This is a genomic window from Haloarcula sp. CBA1115 (genome assembly GCF_000827835.1).
In the GTDB taxonomy this organism is placed as follows: domain Archaea; phylum Halobacteriota; class Halobacteria; order Halobacteriales; family Haloarculaceae; genus Haloarcula; species Haloarcula hispanica.
Map to the genome: position 1 here is coordinate 279,128 of NZ_CP010529.1, position 14,009 is coordinate 293,136.

Annotated in this window: 15 protein-coding genes; 4 read left to right on the plus strand and 11 right to left on the minus strand. The window is 56.4% G+C overall.

The window, feature by feature from the left end:
* Positions 1-121: 121 nt before the first annotated feature.
* Positions 122-382 carry a hypothetical protein gene (locus tag SG26_RS01200; protein ID WP_050036626.1) on the plus strand — a complete coding sequence of 87 codons (261 nt, stop codon included), beginning with the start codon at positions 122-124 and terminating at the stop codon, positions 380-382.
* 85 nt (positions 383-467) lie between these two features.
* On the opposite strand, the gene SG26_RS01205 is transcribed toward SG26_RS01200, so the two are convergent.
* The 4 genes from SG26_RS01205 to SG26_RS01220 form a co-directional block, all read right to left on the minus strand.
* Positions 468-995 (minus strand): hypothetical protein, encoded by a 528-nt coding sequence (locus SG26_RS01205; RefSeq protein ID WP_175055133.1) that lies wholly within the window; start codon positions 993-995, stop codon positions 468-470.
* Entirely contained in the window at positions 992-1,750 is a 759-nt protein-coding gene (locus SG26_RS01210) for a hypothetical protein (protein ID WP_050036628.1), read from the minus strand. The genes SG26_RS01205 and SG26_RS01210 overlap by 4 nt, the downstream gene beginning before the upstream one ends.
* A 101-nt stretch (positions 1,751-1,851) precedes the next feature.
* The gene (locus SG26_RS01215; RefSeq protein WP_050036629.1) at positions 1,852-2,697 is read right to left on the minus strand and encodes a DUF6884 domain-containing protein; all 846 of its coding nucleotides are present in this window, start codon (positions 2,695-2,697) and stop codon (positions 1,852-1,854) included.
* A gap of 57 nt (positions 2,698-2,754) precedes the next feature.
* Positions 2,755-3,696, minus strand: a complete 942-nt coding sequence (locus tag SG26_RS01220) for a DUF6610 family protein (RefSeq protein ID WP_050038228.1) — start codon at positions 3,694-3,696, stop codon at positions 2,755-2,757.
* A gap of 149 nt (positions 3,697-3,845) precedes the next feature.
* Between SG26_RS01220 and SG26_RS01225 the strand changes: the two genes are divergently transcribed.
* Positions 3,846-5,051, plus strand: a complete 1,206-nt coding sequence (locus SG26_RS01225) for a PQQ-binding-like beta-propeller repeat protein (RefSeq protein ID WP_050038229.1) — start codon at positions 3,846-3,848, stop codon at positions 5,049-5,051.
* Positions 5,052-5,308: 257 nt separating this feature from the next.
* A complete protein-coding gene (locus SG26_RS22170; protein ID WP_369804292.1) occupies positions 5,309-5,581 on the plus strand; it encodes a zinc ribbon domain-containing protein in 273 nt (90 codons plus the stop codon).
* Here the strand turns inward: SG26_RS22170 and SG26_RS01230 are convergent.
* On the minus strand, positions 5,534-6,493 hold the full coding sequence (locus SG26_RS01230; protein ID WP_050036630.1) for an ArdC-like ssDNA-binding domain-containing protein: 960 nt from the start codon (positions 6,491-6,493) through the stop codon (positions 5,534-5,536). The genes SG26_RS22170 and SG26_RS01230 overlap by 48 nt on opposite strands.
* A gap of 114 nt (positions 6,494-6,607) precedes the next feature.
* On the opposite strand from SG26_RS01230, the gene SG26_RS01235 reads away from it, so the two are divergent.
* Positions 6,608-6,922: a hypothetical protein gene (locus SG26_RS01235; protein WP_050036631.1), complete on the plus strand. Its 315-nt coding sequence runs from the start codon at positions 6,608-6,610 to the stop codon at positions 6,920-6,922.
* A 359-nt stretch (positions 6,923-7,281) separates the two neighbouring features.
* Here the strand turns inward: SG26_RS01235 and SG26_RS01245 are convergent, their stop codons facing one another.
* The 6 genes from SG26_RS01245 to SG26_RS01275 form a co-directional block, all read right to left on the minus strand.
* Positions 7,282-8,541, minus strand: a complete 1,260-nt coding sequence (locus SG26_RS01245) for a Cdc6/Cdc18 family protein (protein ID WP_050036633.1) — start codon at positions 8,539-8,541, stop codon at positions 7,282-7,284.
* Between the two features lie 750 nt (positions 8,542-9,291).
* On the minus strand, positions 9,292-9,822 hold the full coding sequence (locus tag SG26_RS01250) for a hypothetical protein (protein ID WP_050036634.1): 531 nt from the start codon (positions 9,820-9,822) through the stop codon (positions 9,292-9,294).
* Positions 9,823-9,831: 9 nt separating this feature from the next.
* Positions 9,832-10,536 (minus strand): helix-turn-helix domain-containing protein, encoded by a 705-nt coding sequence (locus SG26_RS01255; RefSeq protein WP_079980839.1) that lies wholly within the window; start codon positions 10,534-10,536, stop codon positions 9,832-9,834.
* Between the two features lie 228 nt (positions 10,537-10,764).
* Entirely contained in the window at positions 10,765-11,400 is a 636-nt protein-coding gene (locus tag SG26_RS01260; protein WP_050036636.1) for an IS6 family transposase, read from the minus strand.
* 190 nt (positions 11,401-11,590) lie between these two features.
* On the minus strand, positions 11,591-12,463 hold the full coding sequence (locus tag SG26_RS01265; protein WP_050036637.1) for a DNA polymerase: 873 nt from the start codon (positions 12,461-12,463) through the stop codon (positions 11,591-11,593).
* 439 nt (positions 12,464-12,902) lie between these two features.
* A complete protein-coding gene (locus SG26_RS01275; RefSeq protein WP_050036638.1) occupies positions 12,903-13,940 on the minus strand; it encodes a hypothetical protein in 1,038 nt (345 codons plus the stop codon).
* Positions 13,941-14,009: the final 69 nt, after the last annotated feature.

The window sequence follows — 14,009 nt, forward strand, 5'->3', positions numbered from 1 at the left end:
TTGCTGCCGCTGTGAACGGAGTTTGTGCTTACTGTGTTGGCTGAAATACCTGCTCAATAAAATTGCGAACTTAGCAAAGCGAATGACAAAGCCTATTCAAGTATCCTCTCAACGGTGCTATATGATTGAGCGGCAAGAACGGAACATACGGCGAGACGGAGCCCTCTTTCTGCTCGGTTTCGCTGGCATAATCCTCGTTGAAGTCGTAGCATCATCAGGGTCGGTCGGAAGTGAGGAGACAGTAGTTCATAGTCTCCTCTTCGGTTGCTCAACCGGGATAATGCTTTCCGGTGTTTTTCGTGCTACCAGCAAACAAGCCCTTTACTCAACGCTCGCACTGGGGGTCGGTTTTGCCCTTGGTGCTGGTATCGACCTATTCTGAGTCGGTCTATGTAACCCGCAGTAAGTAGTTCACCTGTACTGCTCATTAACGGATTAGGCCACCGGTTTCAGGGAACTACCGTCGGCTATCCAGTCCACCCGCCGATCTCAACCTGTGTACTGTCTGCCGGAGCATCGTCTGCTGTCTTCGCAACTGCGTCAAACGGCGGTTCAACGAGACGCGGCTGTTCATCATCGTATGTCCGGTTGGGACGTTTCATACAGTCGACCGTCACGATGGGACTGCACTCACTACAAGAGTGCGTTGCCCCGTCGAAGCCGTTGATACTCACCGACCAGGAGATGACGCTCGCGAGCCGATACGTCTCCGCTGCTGGCCGGCGAGTGCTGGCAGACCGGCACCCTACGGCTCCACAGACATCGCAGGTGACGAGATAGTCCCGATCTGCCTCGTGGAAGAGCGAAGCGGCCTGCTCGACGTTGTCGCGGTCCTGAAGCGCACACTCCCGGCAAATCGCGAATCGGAACACGCCGTCTTCTCGGTCGACCTCGTCGGGCCACCGGACGTAGGTGTACGCCTCGCCGAAGATATCGGCTCTATCCCCACAGAACCGACAGCACTCAGCCGTTGCCTCGGGCTGGACGTCGATCACTGAGACCACCGTGCAAGTGTTGACTGCTTGCGAGCAGTTTCGATGGGACAGAGAAACCGCCACTTGTATCGCTCACGAATCGGCTTGTTCTCGCGGTTGCTCGCTTGCCCTGGTTCTCGATAGCCCGTACAGGTCCAGCCCTTGTCTTGCAGCGCCCGAACCATCGCGCCGTCGTAGTCCGAGCGCACCCACGTTAAGAAGAAGCGAGTGTCACGGTCGTCACTCTGCAAGAAGTGCTCCTGTGAGCGGGCCAGCGCCGCCGACGCGAGGTTTGGCATCCGAACGCCCATGCAGATCCGCGCGGCCTCGACGAGCGAGTCCCCAGAAATCACCTCACTGTCAACGACTGGTGTGTCCGTCGACGGAAGCACCCGTCGGGCAGTCGTTCGTATCTCTGCTGGAAGACTGTCGATCTCGACTGGTTCAGGACAGAGCTGGCCGTCGACGCCGTACCGGATTCGCTTCTTCGAGATGAGCGGGTAGCGGTAGGTGATGGCCCCGACCAACGTGTCCTGAAAGTACAGCCCGTGGTGGGTGAGGTTGACCGACGGCAGCGACCCCATATAAGAGTGATGCGCCTCGTAGACGGCGGCTGCGGTCTCTCTGTCGATTGGCTCGACGGCGACGTGATCGGCAAATCGAATCCCGAGGGGTGCGGTGAACGGGTCACCGTTGGCGTGAATCGGACAGAAACACTCCCCTGTGTCTGCTGGCGGGCGATGCTGAAACGACTTCGACGCTGAGTGTGTGGACATCCTCTCACCCGACAGAGGAACAGAAAACCGCCCGACACAGCGCGTTAACCAACAGAAGCGATGAGTGTTGGTTAACACAGTCGGTATCGTGGGTTTGCGTGCTATCCACCCTGTTCTCCTTCCCCGCCGTCGGTCGCAAGACTCGTTTGTCTCGTGGCAAGGAACCGTTCGGGGACGTTCTCGAATGCATCCAGCCCTGCCTGCTCAGTCCCCTCGACGTCGACGCCACTGTGGCCTGTTTGCCACGTAGCAGAATCGCGCTCGAAGCCGCCGTCAAAGGCCGAGAGTTCTGATCGTCGAGCTGGAGCCGCTGCTGCCGAGAGTTCTTCGACGCGGTCTGAAAGCCAGTCCATCTGGTCGAACATCCCGTCGAAGTCACGCTCCTGGAAGGGGAAGCGGACTGTCGCTTTCGGCGGGAGGGCAGTGTACGTCTCTCGTCCAGTACGAATCGCAGTTGGCCGGCCGTCGAAGATGTCGCGCTCACGCAGCGCGTCGACGTAGTCGCTGCCGGCCAGAACGACCAACTCCCGGCAGGGGGACTCCTGCTGATCGGCAGCATAAGGCCGCCGGAGCCAATCACCGAGAGACGAGTGGACACGGAGCGCCCAGCGGTCAAGGCGGGTTTCGACCTGTTCCCCTGACGGCAGCCGATAATTAGCTTCTCCCTCGATGGGTTCGCCGCGCAGGTCCTCAATGGTCGTATCATACGGAGCGACCGTCTGCCGGGGCATCAAGATCCCGTGTTCTGCAGAGAGAACCGCCCAAGTGTTCGCTCGTCGGTCAGCAGTTCGAGCCCACTGGACAGCTGCCTCGGCATACGATCGCTTGACCGAGAAGTACGAGGATGTATAGAGATCGCGAGCTGCAACTGGCTGGTCGGTTTTCGCATCGCCGCATCCGATGAGTACGAAGCGGCCACGAGTTCGCTCAGTCTGAGTGGTAGTCATCTGTTTCCCTCACCCCACCAGGGAGTCACAAAACTCTCTGAGGCTGTCCGGTCGGCTCTAGCCGTGGACCTCAGTGGGAGTGAGCCCTGCCCGGTATTCCACCCTGTCTCGTTCGTGTTGGCTCCGGTACGCGAGCGTCTGTCCGTTCTCGTACTCAACGACAATCGCATCCTCAAGGCCACTCACAGTTGCTCTCGAACCGTCAGCAGCCCAGACAGGGTCCATCGGTTCCGCTGTTAGCGGGGTCCGGTCTTTCTTCACGGTCGGCCACACACCCCGCGATTTCCAGTATGACCGGATGTGTCGCAGGCTCTCTCGAACCGTCTCCCGGATCGAGAGGTGGTCCGCACTCCCGTAGCCGTGTGGTGAGAAGTACTCGCCGTGAAGCGCCGCCAGATGAACCCCGTTCCAGTCGACGCCAACAATATCTGCTGGTTCTTCACCGGTCACACGCGGCTGTGTCAGCTCCTCGATCACCGGATACTGCTTCGTCGGACTTGCCCCCAGCAGATGCACTCGCCGCCCTCGCCAATCTACAATATCCGTGTATTCGTCAGCAGTCTGGTCGGAGTAGCCCATCGGGTAGCCCAAGACAATGTCGTCGTCGATCACGTCGATTGCGTCGCGGCACTTCGGGACGATGATGACCTCTGTCCCCGGAAACTTCCGCTTCAGCTCCCGTGCGGCTTGGTTGTACCGTCGCGCTTCCTGCTGGTCGTATGCGTCGCCAAGCATCCCGACCGATGGCTCGTACTGCTCGAAGCGTTCGATGTACCGGTCCAAGTCTGGATTCCGGAAGTCGTTGTCTAGAATCTCAATCGGGATGTCGACGTTCCGCAGTTTGGACTGATACGAGTAGTCCTCGCGAACGCCGACGGCGAATCCAAGCCGGTAAGCGTCGATTACGAACGGCTCCCGGTGAAGGAACCCAATGTACTCAGTCTGCTGTGCATCGCTGACAGCCGTCGCTGACCAAGAGTGTCGCGCCTCAGAAGACATGAACAACACCGAGCGCGCCCACCTGGCAGGCGCGGCAAAAACTACTTTCCCGTGTAGATTACCCCATCTAAGTCAGGGAACAGGCCACCGACGGTATGGCGTGGAGAGAACCCAGAAAGCCCTTCACATATAGGATCACATTCCAAATGATGCCCTCCAGGCGCGAACTTCTCGGCGGCCTTAGTGGCGTGGCTCTCATCGGAACCGCCGGCTGTCTCGAATCCAGCGAATCACAGTTCTCACCCGGGAGCGATACGACGACTGACTGGCCAATGCCCCGCCACGATCCCCACAACACGGCGTTTACACCCGATGCCGTGGCACCCCAAACGGACGTCCGAGAGCGGTGGGCCGCCGATAGTGGTTCGGATATCAGCACGCCGGCCATTGCGGACGGGATAGTCTTCGCACCGGATGCAGAGGGACTGCTCGCGCTCGATGGAGACTCGGGTGAGGAGTTATGGCAATTTGCACCGACCCAGCATCCTTGGCCCTCACCCCCGGCGGTCCACGACGGTATCGTCTACGTTACGACGAGCGATGATGACACGGTTTTCGCTGTCGATGCTGACACTGGCGATAAGCTATGGTCTCTGACTGGTGCCGGCCACATCCACAGTCCGCCCCATCCGATCACCGGTCGACTCGTCAGCGAACCGTTCGTACTCGTCGCAAACGACGATGGGACCGTTCGCGCGCTTGACCCAGCGAACGGTGACGAGCACTGGCAGATCGATGTATTCGGTGCGGTTAGGACAATGGCGTTCCGCAGCCCTCGATTATATATTGGTACTGTCGGCGGCGAGGTGTATGCATATTCCCTCAATGGCACCGGAGAAGAACCGGGAGAACGCTGGCGTCGTAAAGTAGGGAGCCAGATCGAAGGAATAGTACCGACGGACAACGGCATCGTTGTCAGCACGTTCAGTGGCCCACTCCGGAACCTACAAGATGGAGCCAACGCCGGCATCAACGACTGGATAGCCACCGAGAGCCACACCGGATCACCGCCCGTCTACGCTGGGTCGTGGGTATACAGTACGGGCTGGGAATCACTTTCGTCGCTCCGAGTCTACGACAGGAACCGTCACTGGCAGGTGAGCGCAGACTTCGATAACGCGGCCCCTGTCGCGGCCGGCGACACAATCTATGCTCCGGTGAAAGGTGATGTTCACGCATTCGATCTATCAGGTGGTGTCGGGGTCGGAGGAATAAGGGTTGGTGCAACACGATGGACTCATATCATCGAGAGTGGTGGTATTCAGGGACTCGCCGTCGGTGATGGGGCGCTGTTCGTCGCCTGTGAATCACACAACGAGGACGATTCGACACTGGTCTGTCTCGAACCACCCTGATTCTCGGCAGTTCTTCACAGAGTTGTACGGAGAAGATACATTGATTGATACCCGGTATCGGAGATTGTTCCCACCTCATAGGTGAGATCTGATTGGCACTCAGTTGTCCTTCGAGCCTTGCGGGAAATCATGTCATGCGGAGATTTTTCAGTCATAGATGTGGCCACTTTGGATCGGAGGCTCGTCCGTTTTCGTTATTCTTGAACGGACCTGATTGATATCCGTGGGAACCTACCAGAGGCGTCGTGGTATCCCCTGTGGCGTTCCGTCGCTTCAACGAGTACGTCGCGTGCAAGGCCAGAGAACAGGACGTAACAGCTGTCCGAGTGGACTCCCGGAACACGTCGAAGAGGTGTTCGATGTGTGGGTTTACTGCTCCCGGCTGTGGTATCAGTGTTGAACGCATACTTGACTCTCTCCACCCAGCAAGGAAGACACAAAAAACGGCTCTCAGGCACGTCTGGAAAAGCACGACCGACTGCTCAGCTGGCACCTTCGACGGCGTCGATCAAATCCGCCGCAGTCGATGAGATTCGGTCCAGCCGGTCCCGAAGCGTCTCTGGTGCGTCGCCGTCCCACGCTGCGAGGTAGAACGCCGAGTTGTCGGGGTCCAGCCCGAAGTGACGACTGACCACGTAGGCGACTGCCTCGGCTTCGACCTCGCGTTTCGACCGCTCCGCCTCATCCTCGACATTGAAGTGAAGATCCGCATGGGCGAACTCGTGAATCAGTGTACTCGCGAGGGCGGCCCGATTCTCCCGGTCAACCGCTTCGATCATCGGATTCGTGGTCATCACGCTCCGACGCTGGCAGACACCCCGTGCAGACCCATGCTCCCACTCTTCTGGAGCGACGATTCTCGCGTCGACGCCGACCTCGTCGGTCGCGTCCAACAGGTCCTCGACAAGTCCATCCGGGTCGCCGTGTGCTTCTGTCTCTAGTTCGGGAAGCGGCTCACCCTCTGTCTGGGAGATATCGAACACCGACGTTGGCCGGAACCCGACTAGCCCTCGACGCCATTGTTCGGGGTCTGTCTCGTCGTACTCACAGCCCGTGTTCTCGTGATACGACGGCGAGTTCCCACAGTCGGGGCACTTCTTCGTGATGATCGGAGCCCAGATCCAGATGGCATCCTCGCCTTGCTGGACGTACCGGTCGAACTCGTCTTGCCACGTATTGTACCCTGCAACTCGGGTTGCTTCGGGACACTGGAGCTTGATCAACAGCGTATTCCGGGCCGAGTAATCGTGGAACTTGCTCTGCACATCGAGCCACTGCTGGAACTGCTCGCTGGCTTGCGCCTCGTTCGTGAGGTCGGCGAGGTCCTCGACCCACGCATCGAGTTGGTCGCGCATCTCCTCGTCCCGGGAGTCGGACTCGTCGAAGGTGCAAGTGGTCTGCTGGCTGGACTGCTCTGGTGTATCTGACTGTATCGTTGACATTGGTCTATCTTCGGGACGCATTCTCGGGCACGCCCCCGCACCTCCACTGGGGGACAGAAAATCCGCTGTTAACCAACAGGGTGAAGATTCTGGCTCCGAATGTTGGTTAACGTGATGCCTGCGGAACCCACGCCACCGACAACGCTCCCGTCGGGCATCGGTAGTGAGTGTACATCTCTGTCAGCGGACCAGCTTCGAGACCTCGCGAAGTACGCCGAGTCACTGGCCGAGTATCGCGATCGGGAATCGCGACTCGAAGCCGAAGACGAGTCGTCGGGTGAGGAATCTGATGACAGACCCGATGGGGTCCCGTCCGGGGCGTCAGTCACAGTCAAGGAAATCAACGACAATCGCTACCGATACTGGCAGTGGCGTGATGGAGACAAAATCAAGTCGAAGTACATCGGCCCCGCTAGTCCTGACGACTAATCCACTGTTGGCTATGCTTCGTCGGTGGCCGCTTCCCAGCCCCGGTGGAAGTGGACCAGAGTGGTATCAGAATCGAATCTTTCACTGGAAGGCCGGTGTAAGAGGCATTGGTCCTCGGGCACTGCTTTGACCGTCCCAGCGGCCCTGAGGTCCTGCGCAATCCGCCGTGCTTTGGACTCGTCGACGTCGACTGTCTGTACTCGTTGATTGTCTCGGTCTTGTGCGAGTTGACGGCGCTCAAACCGTTCATAGTCTGGTCGTGTATCGTCCATGATTGCTCCGCACCACGAAGGAGCGCACAAAGTCTGTGTCAGAAGCAAACCAAGGGGAATTAATCAAACTGGTTTGGGGTCCTGAAATCAGGAGCCAATGACTTCCACAATATGCCCAACACGCGAATCATCTTCCAAGGCATCTAAGACCGAATCGGGGTTAACATCTCCAGCGAGTGTGTACATATTCGACATTCCTTGTCCCCGTCCGCGACCATGACGGTCTTTCGACAAGACATTTGAATGGACGAGGTCATTCAGCTTTTCTCTAAATGTATGCTGTTTGAGTTCATTGGCGTCAATGTACTCACAGAGATTGGAGTACAGTTGATGGAGTGCCGTGGTTTCACCCGTCGCATCATTCAGTTCAGCAGAAACAACGGTGAGGAGTGCGATTTTCCGCTGCGTAGTTTCAGCACCAATCGTATCGATGAGAGCTTCTCTCTCGATCTCCTCTTTCGCGGCACGAACATGGCGTTCGCCAACCATTCCGACACCTTCGTCATCAGCGAGATCACAGGCGTAGGACAGCAATTCAATGGCCTGTCTAGCGTCGCCTGTTTCCTGTGCGGCGAGTGATGCAGTCAGAGGTATCGTACCTTCCTCAAGTACATCGCTTTTCAGATGGGCAAAATCCTCATGTCCGTCTTCAAAGTGTGTGTCCCGGAGCGCCTGAGCAGTACGACGAGCAAGAATATTTTGAAGATGATCAGCGTTGTAGGGGTTGAACGTGATTTCACGCTGTCCAAGCGATGAACGGACATCAGCGTCGAGATTATTCCGGAACTGTAGGTCGTTTGTAATACCGATGATTCCGATTTTGACGTCATCGGGGTTAGCTCGAGAGAGTTCGTAGAGAATGTAGTCATCTTCCCCAATGGAATCAATCTCATCAAGAATGATGATGACAGTCCCGCCAATAGTCTCAAGTTCGTCAAGAACCATTTCAAACAGCCGTTTCCGTTGGTATCCACTGGGTTCGTCAACCCCCTGACCCTTGCGTACTTCGCGAAGTTCTTTGACAAGTCTGGTTAGGACGTGGTATGAACGGTCAGCTCCCTTGCAGGGGAGATGGATGACTTCCAGTTGCACCCCTTCTTGATTAGCCCACTCTTGAAGTTGCTCAGATTTTAGTTTGACACCCGCAGTTTTTCCCTGGCCAGTCGGACCATAAACGAGAATATCGCGGGGAGAGCCATCCAGAGTTACAGGCCGGAGCGCCATGTGGATCTTGTCAAGTTCTTCCTCCCGTTCGGGGAGATCGGTCGGTTTGTATTTCCCGACATCAGCCTCAAGGACGTCAATATTTTCGTATATCGTGTCCCTATCCCCGAATCCCTGTGTCATCTTGTTTGAGGTATAAATCCCATATTTCATAAAACCCCCCGGTAGAGTGATGAGAGTGACATGGGGTGGCCGAGAGTGTAACTCCACGGGGACGGGGGGTATGAGAGTGTAAACAGCCACAGGAATGTGTGGAGGAGAGGACTGTAACAGTCGAGGTGATACTTCGGATATAAAACGCCAAAGAATGAAGAAATCTAGTGGTCTAGTCAATATACCCGATTAAGTGTTAGAGAGGTTCTTGTATCGATTACCCACTCTTTAGGTATTCCTTCTATCTATAACTATACTATCATCTAGCGAAAAGTTTATCTTAATATAAAATCACTCCCAGAAAGTCCAGGAGAACTCTAGGTTCAAATCTTGAGTGTAAGGTACTCTCTGATTGCTGAATTTGCCGATTTTACACTCTTTCACCCCCCGTGGAGGTCAGTTGACTTAGACCTAAATGGGTTCCAAGCCGTCAGTAGTTACACTCTCATACCCCCCGTCTCCCGGTGGTGGTACTGGTGGTTGAAGCGACGAACACTATCAAATCGGCCTACCTGTTGAATAGATGTTGAGTCACAGCTATTCAACAGAGCAGCTTGAACGTCTCTCAGAGACTGCGCTCGTAGTCTGGAACTGTTTCGGTCGGGTCCATAGAGGAAATCCCCTCACTCGACCGGGGAAACACAAAATTAGCGTTAACCAACAATGGAGGAATATGGCGGTCGCTGTTGGTTAAGACACACCACCGTTTCCGCAAAACCACTAGATCAGGCGCATGGAATCGCCGGGATCATCGCCGATGATGTCCGCCAATCCGTAGACAGCGATTGAGTCCGTATACCCCTGCGCTCGGACTGCCTTCTTGATCCCCTTCTTGGCTGGCTTATCGTCAGTGAGTACGGCAACACCCGTCGTTTCCCGGTCTCTGACGTACTGGATGGCTAACCCCGCAAGAATCGCATCGGTTTTCTCCACTTCGTGTTCGACTTGTTCGGTTTCGTTCGCAATGGTTCGTCTGGCGATATCGCTCCCAGCGACAGCGTCTCCATCTGTCGGCGATGGAGCCTCTATGATTGTGGCCCAGCCCTCGTTGAGCGCTGTTTGGACGCGGTCCGTCTTTGGTCCACCGAGTTCACCGATCACGCGCTGTGGGAGTTTGCAGATAACGCTGGCGTTCTGAATTGTACTCCGAAATCGTCGATACTGAGGGTTCGAGGGACGGCCAATCGCATAGAATATGTTTGCGTCGACGAGGACGTCCTGGTCGGCAGCGAATGGTATGTCGGTTCCCATCCGAGAAACTCACCTATCGGCTGACGTACGGGCCGGGGCACCAGATATCTCGTCAAGATCAGGGAGGTCCATTATATCATGTACGTCTGGGAAGAGATACTCGAAGAACGGGTCATGCTCCTGACCGACAGCCAGTACCGGTTTCAGCGCGTAAATGATCATCATCGCTTCTGTCTCGCGAACGTCGATATCAGTGGCGACCATCCGCTGGGTTGTCTTGCCCGCGAAGTGGAGTCCAGCACCCCGTAACGCAGCAATGAGCTTGCCGATACCGTAGCGGTCCATGAAATACTCAACGTCTTCGTCGACTTCCTGAAGCGCAAGGGCGTGGAGAACAGTCGGCGTGATAACAATCGGGACGTACTGCTCAACGATGATTACCGGGTCAGCAGTCAGCTGCTGAGGGCGCGTCGAATCATCGCGATCGACCAAGCCGAGGTCAACGAGCTGATCAACGTACTCATAGGTGGTCGATTTCGAGAGATCGAGTGCGTCCATGATTGCCGGTGGAGCAACCGGTCCCCAGTAACACACGTAGACGTAGACGCGAGCCAATGCCGGGTGGTTGAGTAGTTGGACAATGGTTTCGAGCCGAGCAGCGTTCTGGGCTAGTGTCTCTGGCTTGAGCGTCTCTTCGTCCATCACATCCATCGGTGGCGGATCCAACGCGTCAATCCCGCCATCCGGACGAACGTGATTGTGATCAGAGGTCATACTAGCCAGTCCGTAGTCCATGAACTTCAGACTATCGCTGCAGCTGTCAGCAACTGGGACATTGCCAAGAAGAGTGGCTTGATACCGCGTCCAGTATATTCTCGGTCCACTGGGATCCTTCCGAGAAATAAGTGCGACAAGAGGTCGGGTGAGGGCTGCAAACCCGCTAAAAGCGGTCTGAGCCAACGGTTCTTCGGTTTGGTTCTGCCGCCGAGTTCCCGGTAGTGTTTAGTTAGTAGCATTGAGCCATCGAGCGAAGCTTTGCAACCAATTTTCGGCGGTTTTCGGTTCAACGTGGCTGAAGCAATTCGAAAACGACGAGGTTCGACGCTTCAGCTCTCGGAAAATCCGTTCGACAGCGTTCCGATTTCCGTGGCGACACATCTGAAATCGGAGTCCAGCTCGTTGCAGTGCAGTTTGGAGGTGTTGAGCGCCATCGACGAGAAAGACGGCAGTTTCGACATCGTGCTTTTGCCGAAGTTCGCGCAGGAAAACTTCTGTGAGGATGGTCGTAGTCGTCGCAAACAACCGGACGTGAAGCAGTTCGTTCGACTGCGGATCGGCGGCGGCATACAGCCAGAATTGCTGATCGTTGATGCGAATCACTGTTTCGTCGAGCGCAACTTGATTCGGCTCTTTCCCGGATTCTGGCTGTAAATCGGCTTTCTGCACCCAATCGTGGACGGCCTTTCGACTGCGTTGGACACCCAGCGAGTCGAGTAAATCGACGGTATTCGACAGCGACAGCCCCGCAACGTGCGCTTGAATACCGAGCGCCATCGCTGGCTTGGGTGTCCGCTCGCGCTCCACAAAATCCAAATCAATCCACTCTCTATGTCCACTGAGGCGGCTGATTTCTGCCATGAACCAGCAAGAAATCCGTCCGCCTCACTTTTCACGCTTAACTAAACACGACCGAGTTCCCTGTGATTACATATATAGAAGGGGACAGTTGCTTCTCCGGTCATATTAGCGCTAACCAACAGTCGGGAAGTATGGCGGTCGCTGTTAGTTAAGACACACCACCGTTTCCGGAAAACCACAGGAAGCTGAATCAGTTCGGGAGCTTCGGTGCTATCACGAATTGCATCGCTCCATCGGCGTCGGGGAACTCCGATTTCAGCACAAGCGGTACTGAGTCTCCGATATGGAGAACCCGATTCGTGCCGTCTGGCAGGCCAGCATTAGCTGATTTGACCAGCGACGAGTCAAGTTTCACTGCGACATCCGCAGGCTCGAAGGCGATGAGATCGGTGTCGTCCCACCGGTAGGTCATGCTGTCAGTGTCGCCGTCTGCGGCAAACCGCGCTTCTCTGGTTTCCGAATCAACGGTGAGGTCAAACCGGTCGGCAAGCATATCCGCTGCGTCGAGACCGAGCGAGATGTCATCTGGACTCAGATGGACGGTTGCCGGGATGTCGATGTCCGGCATCTCGACAGGGTAGCGGAGCGATTCAACCGCCTCAAGATCAATAGTGCGCGTTATTCCGTCGATGTTGATTTCCAGTGTGCTATTCGCTGCATCGAGTGCGAACTGTGCAAGGTCGCCTGCATCGCCGACCGAGAGTGCATCGCGAACTCGTCCGACGTCCACCCCCAACGTTCCCCTCCCTGCATCGAAAGAGGTGAACGAACTCCCAGAAACACGCAAGTCGACCATCGCGTGACCCTGCAGGTCAGCCGCCCGGATGGCGATTCCCGACTCTGTAATTCCTATCCGTGTCTTGTCTGTGACCGTGCCAGCCGCCGCGAAAATCCGCTCAAACAACTGGACCTCGCCGCTGATCCGGAGATACTGCGGAGCATCGAGCGACAGGAGGTCCGCAGTGTCGAGTTCCGCTTCACCGTCCGCTGGCGTCTCTGGCACGCTCGTTTTGGCGTCTGTGGTTGCTGCTTCGGTGCTGCTGGCCGCTGTGGACTGTGACATTTCGATTACCCTCCACTTCCTGGAGGGCACACAAAATATGCCGTTGGCGGCGTCGATGGCACATTTGCTGTGAATACGGTTTCTGTATCCATCAGGAAGGGTGAAACAGCTGCTCTGGAAGTGTGCCTATTGACCGCGAAGGAACGGGGACACAAACGCATAGGCGCAGATGAGTAGTGTGATAATGAATAGAGGAAATCCTAATCCATCTTCGTCAGCGATGATGAGTCCGGCTGTGAGGATTGATACCGCCATAGCGACGAGTGCTGTGCGGATTGAACGGAGGTATATACGGAGCGTGGCTTCATCCGTCATACGTATGCCGGATATGGATTCAATATCAGCCTTGCGAAGCTAATGTATTATCCCGAATCCTGCTTGTCCGACTTCTACGGACTGCTGCCGTCATGAATATGTTCGCCGTATTCACAACGGCCGGTCAGGGGACCACCGACGCGAGGCGATGGGTATTGTAGTCAACCGTCCAGCGCGAGTAGTTCCGTGTGATCCGGTACTCGCGAACGACTGCAACGTCTTCCAGCGACTCTTCGGGTTGTTCCCACGTAAACTCGTAGCCGGCGATCACGTCTCCCTCGTCGAGATATCCAACCGGATGATCCGGCCCGTCCCACTCAACCGAGATTGGGTCGCCACCACTGGGGGGCTGGACTCCACGGCTGACCCCTCCCTGGATGACAGATGGATCGCTCGTCAACCCGTGCAACTGTGCTAAGTCACTGGCTTTGATCGTGAACTTGTCCTCCTCGCCGACGAACGAGTGCTGGGTTTGCCCGCGTACTGTTGCATACTCTACGCTTTCGATATCGACACCGAGAGCGTCGGATAGCAGGTGGGCAAACTCAGCAGCCCCCGTGCGGACCGTTTGGTTCTGCTCCTCAATCTGCAGGGTCGTCTCTGGCGTCCGAAGCTTCCTCGTGTATGGATTCTCCGGCTGTTCGACGGGCATACAACTGCACAGGAGCGTCCCTTTTGGCCCCGTCAGAATCCACGGCTGTTTCCCACACGGGATGGCGGTATATTGCGATGCAGTGTATCGGCCACCGCCAGTGAGGACCCGCAATGCCTTTTCGAGAGCCTGGGCGTCAATGCCGTACCCGTAGCTGTCAGCAAGTCCGTCGACGAATGTAACTCGAGTGTCGACTGAACTGAACTCGCCGTACGTGTTTGGGATTTGCAGCAGGTCGCCGGTCGCGTACTGCTCAACATATGCCCCGACATCCCCGTCGACGACCCAGCGCGTTTGCTGTTTGGTTGCTCGACCAGCCGACGTGTTGATCGCCGACACCGGCCGCTGCGTTGTCAGCCCCCAGTCCTCATCCGGGGCTGCCCAACTGCCGTCGTCACGATCAAGAGCGCGACACGTCGTCGCGCATCGGGCAATGCTTACGGCATCAGGATCGAGGTCGTCGTTGGCGCTGTCTCCGTCTCCGAACGTACCGAGTGTCAAGTCAGTCATCCTCTCACCCGATAGAGGAACACAAAATTTTGCCGGCGAGGCCAACCGCTACAGTTCTGAAGTCGGCTA